The following is a 21825-nucleotide window of genomic DNA, read 5'->3' on the forward strand; positions in this document are numbered from 1 at the left end:
CAAATCCTCTGTCGCATCTGTCAACCGACCCCCGCCACTCCGAACAAACGAAAAGTTTTTTCATCCCTCTTGCGAGGCGGAAAAATCGGCATAAGATCACGCAGTCCGTTATAAGGATCATATGTACATTATATTGGACATTGATGGCCAGCCGTCAAGGCTGCCGCACAAAAAAGGGGATCGACATGAAGAATTTTGAAAACAGCATTTCCGTTTCACTGCGCCGCCGCCTTCTCGCCGGCGCCGCTGCCGCCGCTGCCTTCCTCGTCTTTTCCACCGGCACAGCCTCGGCGGCCGCCAATTGCATCAAGGGTGACAGGAAGGCGCCCTATACGATCGGCTGGGCAAACATCTATTCGGTGCCGACCTGGATGAAGCAGACCGAAGGCACCATCACGGCTGAAGTGGAAGAGCTGAAGAAGGCGGGCCTGGTGAAGGACCTGATGATCACGGACGCGCAGGGTAACGCCCAGACGCAGATCCAGCATATCCAGTCGATGATCGACGCCAATGTCGACGCCATCGTCGTGATCGCCGGTTCCTCCAACGCACTCGACCGCGTCATATCCGATGCCTGCGACAAGGGCATCGCCGTTGTGAATTTCGACAGCCTTGTCAACACCGACAAGGTGACGGCGAAGATCAACACCGATTCCAGTCAATGGGGCGCGACCGCTGCCAAGTGGATGGTCAGCCAGCTCGGCGGCAAGGGCAAGATCATCATCATGAACGGCCCAGCCGGCATTTCGGTGAGCGATGACCGCCGCAAGGGCGCCCAGCCGGTCCTTGACGCCAATCCCGGTCTCCAGGTGATCACCGAGACGAACACGGAATATAATGTCGCCCCGGCACAGGAAGCGATGACGAGCCTGCTCTTCGCCAATCCCGAAATCGACGGCGTGCTGTCGCTCGGCGGCGCGCTGTCGGCCGGCTCCGTCATGGCCTTCGAGCGTCAGGGCCGCGACCAGGTGCCGACAACAGGCGAAAACGCCAGGCAGTTCCTGGAGCTCTGGAAGGAGAAGGGCCTGAAGGGCTGGGCCACCATGCAGCCCAATTGGCTCGGCGCGCTGTCCGTTTACACCGCCGTGCAGGCGCTGGAAGGCAAGGACGTTCCGCCCTTCGTCAAGGTGCCGCTGCCTGTCATCGACGACAGCACGATCGGCAGCTACCTCGCCCGGGCCGACAAGTTCCCGGCTGACGGCTATATCTACTCGGACTACGACAAGGCGCTCTTCGACAAGCTGCTTGCCGCCAAGTAGTCCCCGCGCAGAGGAAGCCGTCATGACGGAAGAAAGACCCCTGCTGGAAGCCCGGCAGGTGTTCAGGGGATTTTTCGGCAATCCCGTTTTGAAGGGCGTCGATATCGCCCTTCTGCCAGGCAAGGTTCACGCCCTGCTCGGCGAAAACGGCGCCGGCAAATCCACGCTGATCAACCTCCTGTCCGGCGCTCTCCAGCCGGACGGCGGTTCCATCCTGGTCGACGGCAAGCCGGTCGAGCGCTTCAGCCCGGCGGCCGCGCGCGCTGCCGGCATTGCTGTGGTTCAGCAGGAGCTGAGCCTCACGGCCAGTCTCTCGATAGCCGAAAACATCGGGCTCGGCGCCTTTCCGCGCCGGTTCGGTCTCATTGATTACAGAGCGCTCCATCGCGGCGTGTCAGATGTCTGCGATATGGTGGGGCTTACCGAGCCGCTCGACATGCCGGTCACCGATCTGGCACTGGGCCGCCGCCAGATGGTGGAGATCGCCAAGGCCCTGTTTCGCAAGCCCCGCGTGCTCATTCTGGACGAGCCGACTTCGTCGCTTTCCGCCCACGAAGCCGGCATCCTTGCCCGCCTGATCGGGACGCTCAAGGACCGCGGCACGGCACTTCTCTATATTTCCCACCGCCTCAACGAGGTGCAGGCGCTCTGCTCGCACGTCACGGTGCTGAAGGACGGCCTGGTCACCGCCGACCAGTCGCTGTCCGGCATCGACGGCGAAGGGCTAGTGCGCCTGATGGTCGGTCGCGAGACAGGCGACCTGTTCCCGCCGCGGCTGTCCGCAGCACCCGGCCCGATGCGCATCAGCGTCGAAGGTTTTTCCGCCGGCATGGTGCGTGACATCGGCTTCTCCGCCCGCGCCGGCGAAATCGTAGGCATCGGTGGGCTCGTGGGACAAGGGCAGGAAGACTTGCTGCTTGGCCTTTACGGCGCGATTCCAGCCTCGGCCGGTCGAACGGATGTATCCGGCAAACCCACCCTGCCCGCTGATGTCGGCGAGGCGAATGCCGCCGGCATCGTTTATGTCCCGGCCGACCGCAAGCATGAGGGGCTGGTACTGCCGCACTCCATCGCCTCCAATCTCATCCTGCCCTCGCTTGGACTGCTCGCCCGCAAGGGCTTACGCCACCGGCCGGCAGAAACCGGCCTGGTCGCCGATCTCACGCGCCGGCTGACGATCAAGGGCGATACGGCCCGCCCGGTGCAGGCGCTTTCCGGCGGCAATCAGCAGAAGGTGGCGCTCGCCAAATGGCTGCCGCTGGATCCCTCCGTTCTGCTCCTCAACGATCCGACGCGCGGCGTCGACATCGAGACCAAGCGTGAAATCTACCTTATGCTCCGCGCCTTCGCCGCCGAGGGGCGGCTCGTCATCCTGGCCAGCTCCGATACGCCTGAGCTCGTGCATCTCTGCCACCGTGTTGTGGTTCTGCGCGAGGGGCGGATCGCGGCCGTGCTGTCGCAGGATGAAATCAGCGAAGGAGCGATCGTCGGCGCGGCCATGGGCATCACGGCCACGACGCAGGGAGAGGCGGCATGAGCGCAAGTTCGTCATCCCGGCTGTACGGCTCGATCCAGCTCCGCCGCAACCGCGGCCTTGCCGGCCTCTATCTGGTCGTCGCCGCCTTTCTCATCCTCTATGCGCTGCTCTTTCCCGGCATCCTTTCGATCGGCGGCTTTTCGAAGTTCACGCAGAACTGGTTCCCGCTCGCACTCGTCACCATGGCGCAGGCGCTGCTCATGCTGAACGGCGGCATCACGCTGGCGATCGGCCCGCTCGTCAGCCTTGGAGCGGTGATCGCCGCGACGACAATGGAAGGAGCGCTTGGCGTGCCGGGCGGCATTCTTGCGGTCTCCCTCGCCGGCCTTTCGATCGGGGCTGTCATCGGCGCCATCGTCACCTATCTGAGGCTGCCTGCAATCATCGTTACGCTCGCCGGCTCCTTCATCATCGGTGGGGTCGCACTCATCCTCTTGCCGCGGCCGGGCGGGTTCATTCCCGATTGGCTGTCGACGGTGCTGGCTGGCCATACGCCTGTCGCGTTCCTGCTGCTCGTCGTGATCCTCGTACTGTGGAAGGCCTTTCTTGCAACCCCGCTCGGCCTCGGCATCTATGCGGCCGGCGACAATCCGGTCGGCGCGTTCCGCTCCGGTGTCCCGGTCGAACGGGTGAAGGTCGCAGCCTTCGCGCTGTCCGGTCTTCTCGCAGCCCTGACCGGTCTCTTCGTTGCTGCGCAGACCGGCTCGGGTGATCCTGTTATCGGCACGCCCTTCACGCTGAACTCGATCGCCGCTGCCGTCCTCGGCGGCGTGGGTTTCCTCGGCGGCAAAGGCACGATGCGCGGCGCGATCTGCGGCAGCCTGCTGCTCTCGGTGATGATCAACGTCATGTTCTTCCTAGGCTTCCCGCCGGTCGCCCAATATGTCGCCCAAGGGTTGATTATCGTCGGCGCGGTCGCCGTGCCGGAACTTCTTGGAGCTTGGAGGGCAAGGCGATGAACGTCATCAGGTCCGCGTTCCGCAATCCGCCGCTGCTGACCTTGCTTCTGGTCGCGCTCGTCTGGATCGCCGCAAGCTTTTCGTTGCGTGGTTTTGGCGCCTATGGCCACCTGCGCTACCTGCTCGAAGTCGCCGCGGTGATCGGCATTGCCGCCGCCGGCCAGACGCTCGTCATCCTGATGGGCGGCATCGATCTCTCCGTCGGCGCGGTCATAACAGTCACGGCGATCCTGCTGCCGCTGATCTCGCCCGCCTGGGACCCGACCGGTCTCGCCGGCATAGCGGCGGCCCTTGCCATTGCCACCGGCATCGGCCTGATGAACGGTGCCGGTGCTGCCTATCTTCGCGTGCCGCCAATCATCATGACGCTTGCCATGGCCACCTTCCTGCAGGGGCTGCTCGTCATCGTCGCCGGCGGCAGCGCGGTTACCGTCAGCAATCCGGCGGTCATTCTGCTCGGGCAGGCGCGGCCGCTCGGCATTCCCTCAGGCATCATTCTGTGGCTCGCCGTCTCGATCGTCGTCCTGCTGCTCGTCCACCGCATGCCGATCGGCGCCCGTTTCCTGGCGCTTGGGGCAAACCCGCTGGCGGCCCGACTTTCCGGCGTCAGCGTCACGCGCAACACGCTGATCGTCCATACTCTGTCGGGCTTTTTCGCAGGGCTTGCCGGCATTCTGGTGCTCGGGATGAACCGGCAAGGTTATGTCGGCATCGGCGACCCCTATCTGCTGACCTCGATCGCTGCCGTCGTGCTCGGCGGTACCTCCATCCTCGGCGGCCGCGGCACCTATGCAGGGACCATTCCCGGGGCAATTCTGCTCGTCACGGCGGCGGCGCTGATCACGGTCGTCAACGCCTCGCCCGGTTGGCGGTCGATCATGTTCGGCACGCTGATCCTTGCCCTTCTGCTGGTTTCCGGCCGCGAGGCGGGCAGATGACGGAGCGCTACGATGGGCCGGTGATCGACCCGCATCACCACCTCTGGGATCTCAGCCTAGAACGCCATCCCTGGCTGCAGAAGGCCAGAGCTTCCGCCGAGGAGATGGTTTTCGCAAGCCTCGCACCGATCCTGCGTGACTATCGCATCGACGATTATCGCGCCGATGCTGCCCGCCAGAACGTGATTGCAACCGTGCATGTGGAGGCGGGCTGGTCTGACGGGCACCCGCTGGAAGAGAGTCGCTGGCTGGATGGTCTCGACCGCAGTTCCGGAGTGTCGCATCGTTATATCGCGCGCGTTCAACTCGATGGGCTCCATGCCATGCGCCTGCTCGAGGCGGAAGCGGCAAACCCGAATGTTGTCGGCATCCGTGATATTTTGAGCTGGCATCCCGATGTGGCAAAGAGTTTTGCTCCGCGTCCGAACCGTATGGGCGATCCCGCCTGGCGGGCGGGTCTTGCCCATGCCACGGGCCTCGGGCTGGTCTTCGACCTGATGCTCTATCCCTGGCAGATGAATGAGGCGCTCGAACTGGTGCGCGCTTTTCCGCAAACCCTCTTCGTGCTCAACCATGGCGGAAGCCCCATTGATCGGACGGAGGACGGAATGGCGCTCTGGCGCCGTGGTCTGCGGGCACTCGGTAACGAGCCGAACATGCGTCTGAAGATCTCCGACCTCGTTGCCTACGACAACAATTGGACGCTCGAAGGCCTGCGGCCGGTGATCGAGCATTGCCTCGATTGTTTCGGCCCGGCGCGCGCCATGTTCGCAAGCGACTTCCCGGTCGCGGGCCTGCACGCCTCTTTCGACGAGGTCTACCAGGTTTTCCGCACGGTCGCCTCGCAGCTTTCTTACGACGAGCAGCGCGCCCTGTTCTTTGCCACCGCCAACGACACTTATCGCCTCGGCATCGCCGACCCGGCCGAGATCAGGAGTGGCTGCCATGTCTGACCTTCATACCGTGACGGAAAACGTGCTGATCGACGAGCGGATGCGCGGCTTTCCGCCGGGAAATCCGCCGCTTGCCCTTGCGGCAATCGGCAAGCAGGGATGGAGGCCCTATGACGGCAGGATGGCCCTGCCGCTGATCTCGCTCGACCGGCAGGCCTTCTCCCAAAACGTCGAACTGATGATGGCCTATGTGAAGAGCCGCGGCGCCGATATCGCGCCGCACGCCAAGACGCCGATGTCGACGGCGCTCTCGGAGGCACTTCTGGCGGCAGGCGCTTGGGGCACGACGATCGCCGATATCCGCCAGGCCGCCGTCCTGCTTAAGGCGGGACAGCGCCGGCTGATCCTCGCCAACGAGATCGGCGGGGCCGCCGCCGCTCGTCGGCTCGCGGCCCTGCTTGCCCACTATCCCGATGCGGAACTTCATATCTTCGTGGATTCGACCGCACTCGCCGAGGCTCTTCGCTCCGCCTGGCAGGAGCATACAGATCTGCCGCCCCTCGGCCTGCTGGTGGAGTTTGGCGCCGGCCGCGCCGGTGCCCGCGGCGTCGCCGCCGCCGAGGCAATTCTGGAGGCGATCCTTGCGGCGGAGACGCCGGCCTTCCGGCTGACCGGCATCGCCGCGTATGAGGGTGCGGCGGCGACCGCCGATGCGGAGGAGACGATGCGTCGCATCGACGCGCTGATGGCGGTGACATCCGATTTCCTGCCGAAGCTGCGCGCCCGCATCGGCGACGAGCGGCCGCTCCTCGTCACATCAGGCGGCTCGGTGTTTTTCGACCTTGTGATTGCCAGGCTTTCAGCCGCCGTTGCGGCCGATCCCGCCTGCCGGCTGGTGCTGCGCAGCGGCGCGATCTTCTTCCACGATCACGGCATTTACGAGCGCGGCCTTGCCGGCCTCGATGCACGCGGCGGTTTCCGCATCGGCGGCGAGACGATCTCGGCCGCCGAAGCCTTCCGTCCGGCGCTGCGGGTCTGGGCCGAGGTCCTCTCCCGGCCGGAGCCGCGGCTTGCTATCTGCGGCATGGGCATGCGCGACGTCGCGATGGACCAGGGCCTGCCGCGGCCCTTGGCGCTCTATCGCAATGGGGCGTTTCTCGCCGATCTCGGAAAAGCCGAAGTGTTCCGCCTCAACGATCAACACGCCTTCGTCGCCCTTGCCGACGGCAGCGACGTCGCGGTCGGCGACGTCATCGAGTGCGGCATCTCGCATCCCTGCACCTGCCTTGACCGGCATGCCATCCTCTACGGCCTCGACCCGGACCATTCGGTGACCGCGGCCTATCTGACCAGCTTCGGCTGACCCCTTCCTCCAAAAGCAAGAAAAGGAAAATCCGCCATGATCCAGCGTTATCAGAAAGGTTCGCGTATGAGCCAAGCCGTCAGCTACGGCGGTCTCGTCTATATCGCCGGCCAGGTCGCGGAAAATCGCAAAGCTGATATCGAGGATCAGACCCGCGACGTGCTCGGCAAGATCGACGCCCTGTTGCAAGAAGCCGGTATCGACCGATCGCGCCTGATCGCCGTCAACGTCTTCCTGCCGGCGATCGTCGATTTCGAGGCGATGAACAGCGTCTATGATGACTGGATCGACCTCGAAAACCCGCCGGCCCGCGCCTGCGTCGAGGCGCGCCTCGCCGATCCGGATCTGCGCGTCGAAATGACAGCCGTCGCCGCCCTCTAGCGCATCGGCCCGAAAATCGGAATCGATTTTCGGAAAGCACGATGCGTCGATTCAAAGTGTTACAGCGACCTTTGCGCGTCTGAAAGACGCGCGGCGCTGTAGCGGCATCACAAACCGCCCGCATTGGAGACATCATGCATAGCGGTCTCGTCAATCCGATCGACTTTTCTCGCGAGGGCCGGCAGGCCGGCCACCTCGCCATTCCCTATTCGATCGACCGGTCGCCCTATTATCAGATCCGCATTCCGATCCTTCGTCTCACAAACGGCGATGGGCCGTCTTTGCTGCTGATGGCCGGCAACCATGGCGACGAGTATGAGGGCGAACTCCAGCTCGGCCGGCTGATGCGCCTGTTGGATGTCGCCGAAATCCGCGGCGCCGTCACCATCCTGCCGATGGCGAACCTGCCGGCGGTGATGGCGGCCAAGCGCTGCTCGCCCTTCGACGGCGGCAATCTCAACCGAGCCTTTCCCGGTGATCCCACCGGCTCTCCGACGGCGCGGATGGCGCATTTTCTCGAGCATGAGCTTTTTCAGCGCCATGACGTCGTGCTCGATCTGCATTCGGGCGGCACCTCCATGGCCCACCTGCCCTGCACGCTGATCGAGCGGCAGGCCGATGCCGCCCGCTTCGAACGGTCCGTTTCGCTGATGCGCGGCATGGGCGCCGCGCATGCCTTCATCGCCGATAACGGGCCGACGGCACCGACATCGATGGGGGCGGCAGGGCGGGCGGGAACCGTGGGTCTTTCCGGCGAATTCGGCGGCGGCGGCACCGTGACGCCTGAGACAATGGGTTTCACGGCGACGGCGATCGACCGGCTGCTCGTCACACTCGGCATCGTCGAGCGTCCAGTCCTGTCGCGTACGCCGCTCACCGAGCCCGGGCCATTGCAGCTGCTGTCACTGTCCCGGCACAGCCAGGGCATCTATGCGAACCGCAGAGGCTGGTTCGAGCCGGCCGTGGCCCTCGGCGCCACCGTTGCCACTGGTGAGCTTGCCGGATGGTATCATGACCTGGAACGCCTGGAGCAGCTGGAGGAGGAACTGCGCTTTGCCGAGAGCGGCATTGTCATTTCCCATAGGCTGCACTGCGACAGCCAGGCCGGCGACTGCCTGATCCAGATCGCCGAACCCATCGCATCCTGAGGAGCGCTGATCCGCTTAAGTGATTGCGTCGACCGCTGCCTTGACCCAGTCGAGGCGCTTTGCCGGTATCAGGCCGTAATTGTAGAAGTTCACGCCGTCAGCGCCGGCGTCAACGGCAGCCTTGGCGCGTGCGGCGAGCACCGCCGGCCCGCTTACTTCGGGATAGAAGACGCGCAGGCCAATGCCCAGAAGCTTTCCCGGTCCGATTGCCGCCCGGCCGGTCCGGATGACATCGGCGACGGCATCCGGTTCCATGTCGTAACAGCAGAGGATCGCGCCGTCGCAGAGCTTGCCGACCGCTGTCAGCTCGACGCCGCCAAGCCAGCCGTCCTTCAGGTCGATGAGCACGATGCGTGTCGCCGGATCGGCGGCCGCCTTGATTTTGCCGATCAGGCTGGTCACCGGTTCGCTGCGCCAGGTGAGATAGGCATGCAGATCGGGATGGTCGCGAAAGGCATCGATGCCGGCGGCCGGAAAGTCCGGGAACTGCCGTTCCGGGACAGCTCGTTCGGAGAGTTCAGCGATGAAGCGCGCGGTCGATCGGCGCGCACCTTCGACCGGCACGCCGGCCTTTTCGGCGCGCGCCGTGCAATGGTCGCAGAAGCAGAGCGACAGCAGGAAATCGTCTTCGGCATTCAGGCCGACGCCGTCCTTCTCGTGATGGTATTCATGCGCGAATCCCATGAAGTTCGGGCTCTCGAGTTCCACCATATCGGGCTGGTAGTTGGTCGTGATGTCGCGCACAAGAGTCACGGCATAGGCCCGCGCGGCCGGGCTGGAGGGGCAAAGATTGTAATAATTGGGATTGCCGAAGGCGTTCCGCGTCACGTGATTGGGATGCAGCATGCCGAGACGGGTATTGTGCAGGCAGACCGTCCAGCAGGAGACCTTGAGGCCGGTCGTATCGCGTCCCTGGACGAGGGCTTCCAGCATGTCGCCGCGCTCAGTGACATTCCCAGCCATCAGCGGCCGGATCAGCTTGTCCTGCCACAGGCTTTCATCCGGCTGGAAGTAGACCGTTCCGTCTTCGGGGAAATAGGCCTTCTGCCGCGGGCTCCGCGGCTGCAGGAAGCGGCCGGCGTGATAGGAGGTCGCCAAGCTGACCGTGTTAAGGCCGGCGCGGCCGCGAAGCTCGGCGGCAAAGGCGTCGAGCCCCTGGTCCTGGATATCCCAAGGGTAAGTCCACATGGAAAGATGCATGGAATGCTCCCGTCGAATCTGTCTACTTTATAGAACATGTGTCCATAATAGTGTCCAGACCGATCTTTGAGCACGGGCACCTGGCCTGCGGAGTAGCGGGTTTTGTCTGTAAAGTGGCAGGGCTGATAGCTATTGCGCTGTCGCGTCAGATGTCGACGAAGAGGCCCTTGGCTTTCAGCACCAATTCCAGATTGCTGACCTCGATGACCGATTTGCCCTGCTTATATGCCGCGATATAGCCGGCCTCGGCATCTTCGCGGGCCTGCGAAAGCCGGGCGACTTCCTGCGCTTCCTGGCGGCGCACGACCACCAGGCCGTCGGCATCGCCGGCGATGATGTCGCCGGGATGGATGATTTCGCCGCCGACGATGATCGTCTCGTTCACCGCCGCAATGGTTTCCTTCACCGTCCCCTTGATGCAGACGCTGAGCGAGAAGACCGGGAAACCGAGTTCCCTCAGCTGCAGCGTGTCGCGCACGCCGGTGTCGGTCACCAGGCCGCCGATGCCCTTTGCCAGGCAGGCATTGGCAAGCACATCGCCGAAGGATCCGGCCTCTTCGTATTCGCCCGCCGATACGACGATAATATCGCCGGGTTTTGCGTAGTTGATGGCGAGCTGCAGCATGATGTTGTCACGCGGCGCGCATTTCACCGTAAAGGCCGGACCGCACAGTTTCATGCGGTAATCGATGGGCTTGAGGCGGGAGGAAAGGGCTCCGCGGCGCCCTTGGGCTTCGTGGATCGTTGCGGGTGAAAATTTGGAAACGGCGTCGATATCGGCTTTATCAGGCCGTTCGGCAATATCTTTAATATGGATCATGGATGCCTCACATCGTTGGTCGACGGCGGGCATGTCCCGCCGTCTGATTTCGTTTGGATATCGTCATTGGATGGTGCCGCTGCCGATCGGCTTACGGGATCGGGTCGAACTTCAGCTCGGAGAGCGATACGACCTTGTCGGTACGGGTCATTTTATATTCGGTATCCGGGCCGAGCCACTTGTCCCAGATCTTGTTGATCTCGCCCGATGTGTCGAGCTTGCGAAGGATCTCGTTGATCTTGGCGGTCAGCGCCGGCTGATCCTTGGCCATGCCGATGCCGATCGGCTGGTACAGCATCGGCTCCTCGATCATCCGCATTTCCTTGCCCTTGCTCTTCGATTCATTGACGAACTTGGTCGTCGTCATGGTGTTGGCCACCATGCCGCGCGCCTTGCCCTGCTGGACGGCGAGATAGGCCGAGGCGGTGTCCTGGAAGGTCAGCGGGTCGGATTTGTTGAGCTTGATCGACATCTCGGAGGTCGAACCCTTGGTCGAAGCGATGCGCTGACCCGCGTAATCGGCCTTCTTCTTGCCGGCATCGTCGGCCGGCACGATCAGCATTTCCTTAGCGAGATAATAGGGATCGCTGAACTGGATCTGCTCGGCGCGGCTTAGAGTATAGGCAAGGTTGGCAACGGTGATGTCGACCCGGCCGAGCTTGACCTCGGGCACGCGCGCCTCGACCGAAACCGGCTTGATTTCAGCCTTGACGCCCAATTCCTTGGCGATGGCGCCGCAGAGATCGACGTCGAAACCGGCCATCTCGCGGGTCTTCGGATCGGGTGACGCGAAGGGAGGAACGTCGGCGAAAGTTGCGCAGCGCAAGGTTTTCGCCGAGATGATGTTGTCGAGCTGATCGGCTTTTGCGGGCACGGCTGCCGCCATGCCGGCAAATGCGACGGTGAGGGTTAGACACTTCCAGTTCATTGCTGTTCTCCTTTGTTTTTGGTGGTTGGTATCAATGCCTGAGATCAGCGAGGAAACGCTGCGCCCGGGGGTGACTTGGATTGTTGAAGAATTCCTCAGGCGTCGTCATTTCGAGGATCTGGCCGGCATCGATGAACCAGACCCGATCGGCGACGTCGCGCGCAAAACCCATTTCGTGGGTGACGCAGAGCATGGTCATGCCTTCCGACGCCAGGCTCTTCATGACGGCCAGCACTTCGCCGACCATTTCAGGATCGAGCGCGCTGGTCGGCTCGTCGAACAGCATCACGGGCGGTTCCATGGCAAGAGCGCGGGCGATTGCCACCCGCTGCTGCTGGCCGCCGGAGAGTTGACCGGGATAGGCCCGCGCCTTGTCGGCGAGACCGACCCGATCGAGAAGCTTGAGGGCCTTGTCCTCAGCAACATCGGGCGCCACGCCTTTCACCCGGATCGGCGACATCGACACGTTTTCGATCACCGAAAGGTGCGGAAACAGGTTGAAGTTCTGAAATACGAAGCCGATCCGGCTGCGCAGTGCATTGAGTTCTTTTGCCCGCATGGCGGCGTGAATGTTTTGCCCGTCGAGCGTGATCGATCCGCTGTTGATCTCCTCGAGGCGATTGATCGTGCGGATCAGCGTCGATTTTCCCGAACCGGACGGCCCGCAGATGACCACGACCTCGCCGCGCGAGACCTGCGCATCGATCTCTTTCAGGACCGGGTAGTCGCCGTAGCTCTTGCAGACCTGCGACAGCCGAATCGTCTGCAATTCCTGTGCTGAAACCGACATGGTCATGGCTGCTCCGATATGATTTTCGATGGCGCGACCAAAGCGGCGGCAGGAAGGTTGGAAAGTCCCGCACGCCGCCGCGTGATGCTCCGCTCAAGGCGATTTGCGAAGTAGGTGAGCGTCCAGCAGATGGCGAAGTAGACGATCGCCAGGATCAGGAAGACCTGGAAAGGCTGCGTCAGGAGCTGGTTGTTGACCTGGCTTGCGGCAAAGGTCAGGTCCGGCACGTTGATCACGTAGCCGAGCGTCGTGTCCTTGATCGTTGAGACGAAGGTGGAGATGATGCTCGGGATCATGTTGTAGAGCGCCTGCGGCAGGATGATGAAGCGCATCGCACCGATATAGCTGTGGCCAAGCGCACGCCCCGCATCCATCTGGCCTGGTCCGAGCGCGACGATGCCGGCACGCACGACTTCGCTCAGGAACGCGCTCTGATAGACCACGAGCGTCGTCAGCATCGTGACGAAGCTCGGCACATCGGCGCCGGTCAGCAGCGGAACGAGGAAATAGCTCCACAGGATGAGCATCAAGAGCGGCACGCCCCTGGTGAAATAGACGAGTGCCGTGACCGGCCAGCGCAGCAGCGGCGACCTGGAGAGCCGCGCCAATGCGAAGAGGATGCTGACCGGAAAGGCGAGAGCGATGCTGAGCGCCGAAAGGATCAGCGTGTTGGCGAGCCCGCCAAGCGGTCCGTTCGGATATTGGCCGATCAGCAGCAGCAGCCAGTAGTCTCGGACGATGGCGATCATATCGTGGATCATGCCCGCGCGCTCCGGGCAGGATCCGTGCGCATCGACAGATAGGCGCCGATGCTCATGATCACGAGCGAGAAGAAAAGGTAGAGAACCGTGCCGATCAGGTAGATCTCGAAGGTCCGGAAGCTAAGGTTCTCGATTTCCTTGACGGCATGCGTCAGCTCCGAGGCTCCGATGACGACGGCGAGACTGCTGTTCTTGAACAGGGAAACGCTGTGATTGATGAGCGGCGGCAGCGCGTTGCGCATGCCTTGCGGCATGATGACGAAGCGCATCGCCGAGACATAGCCGTGGCCAAGCGCGCGGGCTGCCTGCATTTGGCCTGGACTGACCGAGCGCACGCCGGAACGAAGATCTTCGCTGAAATAGGCTGCCTGGCAGAGCCCGAGCCCGATCACCGCGAAAATGGCCTCGGCATTATGGACGGCCAGCCATTCGGCTACCCCGCTCGGCATCAGGGTGAAAATCCCGAAATACCACAGCATCAGCTGAACCAGGGTGGGGACGTTGCGGTGGTAGGAGACGTAAGCGGCAACTAACGGATCGCCGAAGCGAAAGGGCGACAAACGTAATGCCAGCAGCAGAAGCGCCAGCGCCATCGCCATAGACCAGGAGCCGGCATAGATGATGAAGGTCATCTCGATGCCATGCAGCAGCATGGCGGTATATTCCGGATTTCCGAGGATTGCCGAAAGGTCGAATCCGCTCACGGGTTTGGCTCCCCGGACTGATCTGTCTTCGCCGCAGGTTGGGGCTTTGCTGTCTGCAGGCCGCCCATGACCTGCAGCGTCGGCGTAATCTCCATATGCCCGATGTTGACGGCGACGGGGGCCGCTATGGCGAAGGCAATCGCGTCGGCGATATCGGTCGCCTGCGGCAGTTCGAAGCCATCGATGAACCGTTCCCTAATGCTGGGGTCATCGCCATGGACGTGATTGAAAATGTCAGTGGCGACCCGGCCGGGGCAGATTTCCGTGACCCTTACCCGCTTGCCGAAAGCGTCGATCCGCAGCTGGTTGGACAGCATGCTCACGCCGGCCTTGGTGGCGTGATAGGATGAGTTGCCACCGAAATTATAGGCGCCGGCAATCGACGAGATGTTGATGACATGTCCGCGGTCGCGCGCCACCATGCCGGGCACGACCATGCGGCAGATGTGCAGGACCGCCCGGAGATTGACGTCGACGAGGAGATCGATATCGCCCTCGTCGGCTTCCAGGAATTTCTTCGGTCGGTCGACGCCGGCATTGTTGACGAGAATATCGAACTCCACTCGACGCGTGAGCTCGGCCATAGCCTGACGGTCGGTCACATCGATGACGTGGGCGATGCAGCCCGTTCGCGCGGCCAGCTGCTGCAGCGCTTCGGCGCTACGGGCAACCGCATGGACCTCGATGTTCTCCCGGCGGAACCGCTCCACCACGGCTGCGCCGATACCGGAGGATGCGCCGGTCACCAGTGCGGTCTTGTAGTCGGAGAATGGCATTGTCGTTCCCTTGTTGTTGATCGAGACAGTAGCGAAGCTTAAACCCCTTGCCTAAGACCGATTATCTCTGGAGCAATAAGCAACGGTTATGGAGCCGGCGCAGGCTGCTGAAGAAACGACAGAGCTGATGCACGGGCATCGCCTCGCGGCGTCCGTGCCTCAGGCGTCCCCCGTTCTGGCGCCGGCGTCGCGTTGCAAAAGCAATGCGCGTCTGCAAACATGTAAGCCGCGCAGAGCAGAACGGTACCCCGATCCTCATGGACATCAGACGCCTCAAATCTTTCATCGTGATCGTCGACAGCGGCAGCATCACGCGAGCGGCGGACCTTCTGCATATCGCCCAGCCGGCGCTCAGCCAGCAGCTTGCGGCGCTGGAGGAGCATTTCGGCCAGAAGCTGCTGATCCGCAGCCAGCAGGGCGTCAGCATGACCGATGCGGGGCATGCGGTGTATCGCCATGCGCAGATTATCCTTCGGCAGATGGAGCAGGCGCAAGCGGATGCCTCGGCAGCCGGCAATTCGCTTGCCGGGCGCGTGTCCGTTGGTCTCGTGCCCTTCAGCAGTGCCGCTACGCTGTCGGTCGACCTCCTGGCGGAGACCCGCAAACGGCATCCCGGTATTCTGCTGCACCTGACCGAAAGCGTCGGCCAGACCTATAGCCAGATGATCATGAACGGCCGGCTGGAGATGGCGCTTCTCCACGGAACCGGACCGATCAAAGGTGTCCGGTTCGAACCGATCCTCAGCGAAGAGTTTTTCCTTGTCGCGCATCGGGACTTTGCGATCGAAGCGGATGCGAAACCCGTTCCGGTGAATACTCTCGACGGGATACCGCTGCTGTTGCCGCCGGCCTATAATTTCGTCCGCCGCGCGGTCGATACAGCCTTCACCCGCACCCGCACCAATTTGAAAGTCGTGGCGGAAGTCGAGATCGTCCGTACCCTTGCCCGCGCGGTGGGCAGCGGTCTCGGCGCGACGATCATGCCGAAAGCCATCGCCGACCGCATCGTATCGGAATCGAGCGAACCGCTGATCTGCCGGCTCGTCTCGCCGCGGATCGAAGAAACCCTGTCGCTGTGTGTGTCCGACCAGAATCCCCTATCGGAACCGGCCCTTGCTGTCCGGGACATCCTTCTTGAGTTGACCGCACGCTTGAAAAACTGAAACGCGTTGCCAATCAGCGCATATCCCTGCAGAATTGAGCTATGCGCGCGCAGCCTTCGCCGAGTTTCTCCATGCTCGTGGCGTAGGAAATGCGAAAGAACGGGCTCATTCCGTAAGCCGCTCCTTGCACGGTCGCGACATGATGCTCGTCCACCAGCGCCATGACGAAATCGACATCGGTCTCGATCTTTCGCCCACCCCTGCTGGTCTTGCCGATCAGCCCGGAAATGTTGGGATAGAGGTAGAAGGCGCCTTCTGGCCTATGGCAGCGCAACCCTTCCACTTCCGACAATCTGTCGAGGACGAAGTTGCGTCTTTCCTTGTAGCTCGCCGCACGCTCCTTCAACAGATCCTGAGGACCGTCGAGCGCCGCGGTCGCCGCAGCCTGGGTCAGCGTTGCGATCCCGCCGCCATTCTGGCCGTTGACGTTGCTGATGGCGGAGATCAGCTCTTTCGGACCCGCACAAAAGCCGAGCCGCCAGCCTGTCATTGCGTAAGCCTTGGAAACGCCGTTCATCGTCAGGACGCGCTCATAGAGCCTGGGTTCGACTTCGGCGATCGTGCAGAACTGGAAGTCGTCATAGACCAGGTGTTCGTAGATATCGTCGGTCATGATCCAGACATTGGGATGACGCAGCATGACCTCGGCGATGGCAGCCATCTCCGCCCGAGAGCAAGCGGCCCCGGTCGGATTGTTCGGGAAATTGAGGAAAAGCCACTTCGTGCGCGGCGTGATCGCCGCCTCCAGATCCTCGGGAAGCAGCTTGAAGCCGGTCTGCTCGTGGCAGGGGACGGCGACCGGGATGCCGCCGGCGAATTTGACGATATCCGCATAGCTGACCCAGGAGGGTGTGGGAATGACGACCTCGTCGCCTGGATTGCAGGTTGCCAGCATGGCATTGAAGATCACCTGCTTGCCGCCGCCCGAGACGACGATCTGGCTCGCCTCATAGTCGAGATTATTGTCCCGTTTGAACTTCCTGATGATGGCGGATTTGAGCGCCGGCGTTCCGTCCATCGGAGGATATTTCGTATCGCCCGCGAGAGCTGCCGCATGAGCCGCCTCGATTGCGTGGCCCGGAGTGGGGAAATCCGGCTCGCCAGACGAGAGGCTGACGACTTTGATCCCGTTGGCGGCCAGTTCCCTGGCGCGCTGGGTCATGGCGGCGGATGCGGATATGGAGACGTTTTTCAGGCGGTCTGATGCAGCGGACATCAAGAAGGTCCTTCGATGAGGGATTGGAACGGGAGACCGCCCGCAGGCGATCAGGATTGTATCAATCGGCGAGTTCGGCGGCAGGCGCGAGGGTCGCGCCCGTGGCTTCGATCTCGCCGCGCACGATGCCGGCAAGCTCCAGGGCGCCCGGGGTGTCGCTGTGGACGAGAATGGAGCGGGCCGGCATTGCGATCACCGCTCCGTCGATCGTCTCGACGCTTCCTTCGAGCAGGAATTTCCGTACGCGTGCACGCACCGAGGCTTCGTCCTTGATGACGGCGCCGGCGAGTCCGCGCGCGACGAGTCTGCCCTCGGCGTCATAGGCCCGGTCCGCCAGGAAAAGCGCCAGCGTCTTCAAACCTGCGCGTCTGGCCGCCTGTTGGATCTCGCTGCCTGACGTCACGAAGACGACGAGGCCCGCGTCCACGGCGGCGATCGCATCCATCATCAGGTCGGCGAGCAGAGGATCGCGATTGACCATATTGCCCATGGCCGCGTGGAAGCTGATATGGGACACCGTGACACCCTCGGCCTTGGCGATCGCCATCAGGGCGCCGAGCTGATAGAGCATCTGCTGGCGAAGCTCATCTGCCGAAAACGCTATTTCGCGCCGACCGAACCCGAGCCGGTCGGGCAAGCCCGGATGCGCGCCGATGCCGACGCCGTTCAGTTTCGCAAGCCGGACCATACGCCCCATCGTATCGGGGTCGCCGCCATGGAAACCGCAGGCGATGTTGGCCGACGAGACGAGTTTCATCATCGCTTCGTCGTCGCACAGCCGGTAGGGGCCAAATCCTTCGCCCATGTCGGAATTCAGATCGATCTTCATCAGCTCCTCCTTTTGACGGCCTCTTGGCGGCACCCATTAGGCCATCGCCTTCAAGGCGCGCTTGACCATTCGGGATGTCTGCCCGACGTCGTCGACATAGCGGGCGACAGCCTGTTCCACCGCACGGGCCTCCGTATGCGTCGAGCGAACGAACTTCAGGCGTGCGCCGATGCGGGCTTGCCCGAGCCGCCAGAGATCGCATTCGATCACGCCGGCGATCTTCGGATAGCCGCCGGCGGTGTTGGCGTCGCTCATCTGCACGATCGGTTCGCCGCCGGGCGGAACCTGGATCACGCCGGGCACGACGCCGTGGGAGCGCATCTCGATGGACGTCGTTGGCGTGATGGGCTCGCCGGACAGGCGGTAGCCCGTCCGGTCGCTTCGGGAGGAAATCCTCCAGGTCCGGCTCCAGAAAGCTTCGCCGTCGCCTGCGAAAAGATCGTGCTCACCGGCAGGCAAGGCGCGGATCGGCAGCGTGCCGTCGACAGCAGCCGGGAAGACATCGCGCAGTGCCACGGCCGGTTCGACGACGGCAAGACCCGAGGTCGGCAGTATGGCGATCTCTGCATCCTTGCCGACCGCGATCCGGTCTCCCTTCGCCAGAGGCCGGCCTGAATTGCCGCCAAAGCCGCCGCGCAGCGACGTGCTTCGCGAACCCATGACAACGGGAATATCCAGCCCGCCTCCGAGCGAAATATAGGAGCGCGCCAGCCGTGGAGGCTGTTTCAGTTCGAGAACCTGTCCGGGCTCCGCGATGTAAGCGCACCAGGGAAGTAATTCCAGTCCGTCCAGATGAGGTTTGCCGTCGGCGCCGGTCACGGCAAAGACGATGCGCTGCTCGAAACGCAGGCTGAACGGAAAGGTCTGCACCTCTATCGCGGCGGCATTTTCATCATTGCCGACGAGAATGTTGCCGATCCGGACCGCCAGCGGATCCATCGCGCCGCTGGCCGATACGCCGATATCGCGATAGCCCGGGCGGCCAAGATCCTGCACCGTGTTGAACGGACCGCTTTCCAAGATCTCGATCATAGCTCGATCCTCGCCGGCAGGAACCGCACCGTATCTCCAGGCGCCATCATGGCGGGGCTCGATGAGGCGGGGTCGAACATCTCAAGTGCCGCGAAGCCGATGGAATTCCAGCCGTTGGGGCCCGTGAGCATGGCGACGCCGGTCTGCATGCCGCCAATGGTCACGCAGCCCTTCGGCATCTTCAGCGAGGGCACGGTCTTTCGCGGCATGTAGATGCGCGGATCGAGGCCATGCAGGTAGCCGAAACCGGGCGCGCTGCCCAAGGCGAAGACACGGTAGGTCGCTTCATGATGGATGCGGACAACTTCGCGATCGCTCAAGCCCGAGAGATCGCAAAGGGCCGGCAGATCCGTCGCATATTCGCCGCCATAATCGACGGGGATCTCGATGGTCTTGCCGTTGAGGTCGATGCTGCGCGCATTCTCCCATGCCTCCAGCAGCCGGGCGACCACCGCATCCGGATCTTCGGGCGTCTCCTTGAAGATCACCAGCAGGTTGGTCATGCCGGGAATGTTTTCGGCAAGGTCCGCCCAACCTTTCATGCTCTGGGACAGAGCCCAGATCCGCCGCTGCGCGGCGAGATCGAAGTCGCCAGGCGCCTCGAGCAGGAAGGATCTGGCGCCGATCGAGGAAACCCGCGCCTGGTTTTTGGCGGCCGGAACGATCTCGCGTTGCGATGCATGTCTGTTCGTCGTGGCGATCATGATGGGAGCTCGATTTCGAACAGAGGATCGCCAAAGCCGACCAGCGCTCCGGGCTCGGCGAACAGCCTGGTCAAAACACCGGAACGGCCGGCGCGAAGGGGAAGCAGGATATGCCCTACCCCGACGAAGCCGACGATATCCGCATCGGATACGGAGCGCGGTAGATCTTGCGACATGGCGTAGGAGGCCGGATGATCGAGGCAGAAGTGGCCCGCCATTGGCGCCTTCACGACGGTCGATGCGGAGCCGGGAGCGCGGGGCGTCGCGTCGGTCGAGCTGATCCGGGCGCCACTTTCTCCAGCGACGATAATGCGAAGCTGTCCGCCCGGCCGGGAGATTTCGAGGCCGTTCACGCCGGCGGCCGTCAGCGCGTCGGTGAGGAATGCGATGGTCGCCGGATCGCTGAAGTCGATCGCGCTCATGCCGCCCTCCGCAGCTTCAGCCATTGTTCGAGATGGTGAATGTCAGTCTCGCCCTGCGCGAATACGCCGTCCTCGAACAGGGCGCGCAGGAAGGGGATATTGGTGGAAATTCCGTCGACCTCAGTGCCGGCAAGCGCTTCGCGCATTCTTGCCATCGCTTCCGCCCGCGTCGGCGCATGGACGATCAGCTTTGCGATCAGCGAATCGTAATAGGGCGAGACCTTGTAGCCGGCATGAATATGCGTATCGACGCGGATGCCTGACCCCGTGGGCAGAACCAGATGGGTGACGACACCTGCCGAGGGCAGGAAGCTATCCGGGTCCTCGGCGTTGATGCGGCATTCGAAGGAATGGCCTTCGCAGGTCACATCGCCTTGGACGAGATCGACAACGTGACCCTGAGCCACCCTTATCTGCGCCTGGACGATATCGACACCGCTCGTCATCTCGGTGACGGGATGCTCGACCTGAAGTCGCGTATTCATCTCGATGAAATAGAAAGCACCGTCCTCATAGAGGAATTCGAAGGTTCCGACACCCCGGTAGCCGATCTGAAGGCAGGCCTGCACGCAGGCCATGCCGACCGGCTGGATGATGTCGGGCACAATTCCCGCCGCCGGCGCCTCTTCCACCACTTTCTGATGGCGGCGCTGCATCGAGCAATCCCGGTGTCCGAGCCACACGGCATTGCCGTGATCGTCGCAAATGACCTGGATCTCGATGTGGCGCGGATGCCCTAAGAATTTCTCCATGTAGAGCGCGGGTGAGCCGAAGGCCTTGCGGGCCTCTTCCCGCGTCAGCGCAATTGCTTCATGCAGCAAATCGGCCTTTGGCACGACGCGCATGCCGCGTCCGCCGCCGCCGCCGGCTGCCTTGATGATGACGGGATATCCGATTTCGAGCGCTAGGCGCTCGATCGTGGCGGGGTCATCGGGCAGCGCGGTATCCGGACCGGGAACGCAGGGAACTCCGGCTGCCATCATCGCGCGCTTTGCCGATATCTTGTCGCCCATGATGGCAATCGAGGAGGTGGTCGGGCCAATGAAGACCAGGCCGGCCTTTTCGACAGCGTCGGCGAAGGCGGCGTTTTCCGATAGAAAACCGTAACCTGGATGGATGGCGCCCGCACCGGCCAGGCGCGCCGCCAGAAGGATGGCATCCTGATTGAGATAGCTCTTGGCAGCACTCGACGGGCCGATGCAGAGAAAGCTGTCGGCGGTGCTGCCGTAAGGCGCTTCCCTGTCCGCCTCGGAGCAGATCGCGACTGTCTTCAGGCCGAGCTCGCGGCAGGCGCGCTGAATCCGGACTGCGATCTCGCCGCGATTGGCGATGAGGACGGTATCGAAGCGGCCGCTCGGAGATTGTTCAGGCGTTTCCGGCATCAGGCAATCTCCGCCAGCAGATCGCCGGTCTCGACCTCGCCGTCGTCGATTTCGGTGAGATGGGTGATGCGCCCCGATCGCGGCGCCGCGATCGTGTTGAAGACCTTCATCGCCTCGATGATGAAAAGCGTTTGCCCCTCTTCCACCTCTTCACCGATTGCGACGAATGGCGGCTCCCCGGGTGCCGGGGTCCGGTGCAGAACGCCGAAGACCGGCGCCTTCACCGCATGGGTTTTTTCAGGCTTCGAAGGCGTATCGGCGCCGGCATTCTGGGCAAGGCTTGTCGTCGATCCCTCTTGCTCGGGCTCGGCAGCAGCCTCCTGACCCGGCGACGTGCGGAAGATCCGAACCGTCACGTCCTTCTCCGTCACGGTCAGCTCGGTAATGTTCGATCGTCCGACAAAGTCGATCAGCGTCTTGATCTTCAAGAGGTCCATATGTGTGCTCGGAATTTCAAAATTCCACCGCGCATAGCTGAAGTTTCAGATCGCCCGGCGTTGTGATTTTCGTAGCACGACGCACCGACTGATGGGGTCAGACGAAGTTTTGATGGAGCGTGACCTGCGCCCAGTGGGGCATCTCGCCGAGCGCTTGCGAATTTCTCTCGACGGCAGCAGCGG

Annotated in this window: 23 protein-coding genes; 9 read left to right on the forward strand and 14 right to left on the reverse strand. The window is 62.8% G+C overall.

The features are described from left to right. Positions 1–185 precede the first annotated feature (185 nt). The 8 genes from N2600_RS32705 to N2600_RS32740 all read left to right on the forward strand — a co-directional run bounded on the left by N2600_RS32705 (position 186) and on the right by N2600_RS32740 (position 8478). Entirely contained in the window at positions 186–1259 is a 1074-nt protein-coding gene (locus N2600_RS32705) for an ABC transporter substrate-binding protein (RefSeq protein WP_170255305.1), read from the forward strand. Between the two features lie 22 nt (positions 1260–1281). Beyond that, the gene (locus N2600_RS32710; protein ID WP_260299723.1) at positions 1282–2796 is read left to right on the forward strand and encodes a sugar ABC transporter ATP-binding protein; all 1515 of its coding nucleotides are present in this window, start codon (positions 1282–1284) and stop codon (positions 2794–2796) included. Continuing rightward, the gene (locus N2600_RS32715; protein WP_260299724.1) at positions 2793–3755 is read left to right on the forward strand and encodes an ABC transporter permease; all 963 of its coding nucleotides are present in this window, start codon (positions 2793–2795) and stop codon (positions 3753–3755) included. Before N2600_RS32710 ends, N2600_RS32715 begins: the two co-directional genes overlap by 4 nt. Next, positions 3752–4693 carry an ABC transporter permease gene (locus tag N2600_RS32720; protein WP_260112043.1) on the forward strand — a complete coding sequence of 314 codons (942 nt, stop codon included), beginning with the start codon at positions 3752–3754 and terminating at the stop codon, positions 4691–4693. Before N2600_RS32715 ends, N2600_RS32720 begins: the two co-directional genes overlap by 4 nt. Continuing rightward, the gene (locus tag N2600_RS32725; RefSeq protein WP_260112044.1) at positions 4690–5646 is read left to right on the forward strand and encodes an amidohydrolase family protein; all 957 of its coding nucleotides are present in this window, start codon (positions 4690–4692) and stop codon (positions 5644–5646) included. Before N2600_RS32720 ends, N2600_RS32725 begins: the two co-directional genes overlap by 4 nt. After that, positions 5639–6949 (forward strand): alanine racemase, encoded by a 1311-nt coding sequence (locus tag N2600_RS32730; RefSeq protein WP_260112045.1) that lies wholly within the window; start codon positions 5639–5641, stop codon positions 6947–6949. Before N2600_RS32725 ends, N2600_RS32730 begins: the two co-directional genes overlap by 8 nt. 36 nt (positions 6950–6985) lie before the next feature. Continuing rightward, complete coding sequence (locus tag N2600_RS32735; RefSeq protein ID WP_017968710.1) at positions 6986–7330, forward strand: RidA family protein; 345 nt, start codon at positions 6986–6988, stop codon at positions 7328–7330. Between the two features lie 134 nt (positions 7331–7464). After that, entirely contained in the window at positions 7465–8478 is a 1014-nt protein-coding gene (locus N2600_RS32740) for a succinylglutamate desuccinylase/aspartoacylase family protein (RefSeq protein ID WP_260299725.1), read from the forward strand. Between the two features lie 15 nt (positions 8479–8493). Here the strand turns inward: N2600_RS32740 and N2600_RS32745 are convergent, their stop codons facing one another. From N2600_RS32745 to N2600_RS32775, 7 genes are all read right to left on the reverse strand, one after another. Then, the gene (locus tag N2600_RS32745; protein WP_222384884.1) at positions 8494–9678 is read right to left on the reverse strand and encodes a hypothetical protein; all 1185 of its coding nucleotides are present in this window, start codon (positions 9676–9678) and stop codon (positions 8494–8496) included. A gap of 145 nt (positions 9679–9823) precedes the next feature. Next, the gene (locus tag N2600_RS32750) at positions 9824–10498 is read right to left on the reverse strand and encodes a 4-carboxy-4-hydroxy-2-oxoadipate aldolase/oxaloacetate decarboxylase (RefSeq protein ID WP_222280573.1); all 675 of its coding nucleotides are present in this window, start codon (positions 10496–10498) and stop codon (positions 9824–9826) included. A 91-nt stretch (positions 10499–10589) separates the two neighbouring features. Then, positions 10590–11426: an ABC transporter substrate-binding protein gene (locus tag N2600_RS32755; RefSeq protein WP_017968714.1), complete on the reverse strand. Its 837-nt coding sequence runs from the start codon at positions 11424–11426 to the stop codon at positions 10590–10592. A gap of 31 nt (positions 11427–11457) precedes the next feature. Further along, a complete protein-coding gene (locus N2600_RS32760; RefSeq protein ID WP_260112047.1) occupies positions 11458–12222 on the reverse strand; it encodes an amino acid ABC transporter ATP-binding protein in 765 nt (254 codons plus the stop codon). After that, positions 12219–12977 (reverse strand): amino acid ABC transporter permease, encoded by a 759-nt coding sequence (locus tag N2600_RS32765; RefSeq protein WP_222384887.1) that lies wholly within the window; start codon positions 12975–12977, stop codon positions 12219–12221. The genes N2600_RS32760 and N2600_RS32765 overlap by 4 nt, the downstream gene beginning before the upstream one ends. After that, positions 12974–13681 carry an amino acid ABC transporter permease gene (locus N2600_RS32770; protein WP_222384888.1) on the reverse strand — a complete coding sequence of 236 codons (708 nt, stop codon included), beginning with the start codon at positions 13679–13681 and terminating at the stop codon, positions 12974–12976. Before N2600_RS32770 ends, N2600_RS32765 begins: the two co-directional genes overlap by 4 nt. Next, on the reverse strand, positions 13678–14457 hold the full coding sequence (locus tag N2600_RS32775; RefSeq protein ID WP_221988814.1) for an SDR family oxidoreductase: 780 nt from the start codon (positions 14455–14457) through the stop codon (positions 13678–13680). Before N2600_RS32775 ends, N2600_RS32770 begins: the two co-directional genes overlap by 4 nt. Positions 14458–14660: 203 nt before the next feature. Between N2600_RS32775 and nac the strand changes: the two genes are divergently transcribed. Further along, on the forward strand, positions 14661–15620 hold the full coding sequence (gene nac, locus N2600_RS32780; protein WP_017968719.1) for a nitrogen assimilation transcriptional regulator NAC: 960 nt from the start codon (positions 14661–14663) through the stop codon (positions 15618–15620). A gap of 13 nt (positions 15621–15633) precedes the next feature. Here nac and N2600_RS32785 read toward each other — a convergent pair whose 3' ends face one another. The 7 genes from N2600_RS32785 to N2600_RS32815 form a co-directional block, all read right to left on the reverse strand. Then, entirely contained in the window at positions 15634–16836 is a 1203-nt protein-coding gene (locus tag N2600_RS32785; protein ID WP_222280570.1) for a pyridoxal phosphate-dependent aminotransferase, read from the reverse strand. 61 nt (positions 16837–16897) lie between these two features. Continuing rightward, positions 16898–17665, reverse strand: coding sequence for a 5-oxoprolinase subunit PxpA (locus N2600_RS32790; RefSeq protein WP_170282747.1), 768 nt, complete (start codon positions 17663–17665; stop codon positions 16898–16900). A 36-nt stretch (positions 17666–17701) separates the two neighbouring features. Beyond that, positions 17702–18697, reverse strand: a complete 996-nt coding sequence (locus tag N2600_RS32795) for a 5-oxoprolinase subunit C family protein (RefSeq protein WP_260112048.1) — start codon at positions 18695–18697, stop codon at positions 17702–17704. Beyond that, the gene (pxpB, locus tag N2600_RS32800) at positions 18694–19401 is read right to left on the reverse strand and encodes a 5-oxoprolinase subunit PxpB (protein ID WP_260299726.1); all 708 of its coding nucleotides are present in this window, start codon (positions 19399–19401) and stop codon (positions 18694–18696) included. Before pxpB ends, N2600_RS32795 begins: the two co-directional genes overlap by 4 nt. Beyond that, positions 19398–19823 (reverse strand): acetyl-CoA carboxylase biotin carboxyl carrier protein, encoded by a 426-nt coding sequence (locus tag N2600_RS32805; RefSeq protein WP_260112050.1) that lies wholly within the window; start codon positions 19821–19823, stop codon positions 19398–19400. The genes pxpB and N2600_RS32805 overlap by 4 nt, the downstream gene beginning before the upstream one ends. Then, the gene (locus N2600_RS32810; protein ID WP_260112051.1) at positions 19820–21205 is read right to left on the reverse strand and encodes an acetyl-CoA carboxylase biotin carboxylase subunit; all 1386 of its coding nucleotides are present in this window, start codon (positions 21203–21205) and stop codon (positions 19820–19822) included. The genes N2600_RS32805 and N2600_RS32810 overlap by 4 nt, the downstream gene beginning before the upstream one ends. Continuing rightward, positions 21205–21642, reverse strand: coding sequence for an acetyl-CoA carboxylase biotin carboxyl carrier protein (locus N2600_RS32815; protein ID WP_162117630.1), 438 nt, complete (start codon positions 21640–21642; stop codon positions 21205–21207). The genes N2600_RS32810 and N2600_RS32815 overlap by 1 nt, the downstream gene beginning before the upstream one ends. Between the last annotated feature and the right edge of the window lie 183 nt (positions 21643–21825).

This window comes from Rhizobium sp. WSM1274 (assembly GCF_025200775.1).
In the GTDB taxonomy this organism is placed as follows: domain Bacteria; phylum Pseudomonadota; class Alphaproteobacteria; order Rhizobiales; family Rhizobiaceae; genus Rhizobium; species Rhizobium leguminosarum_I.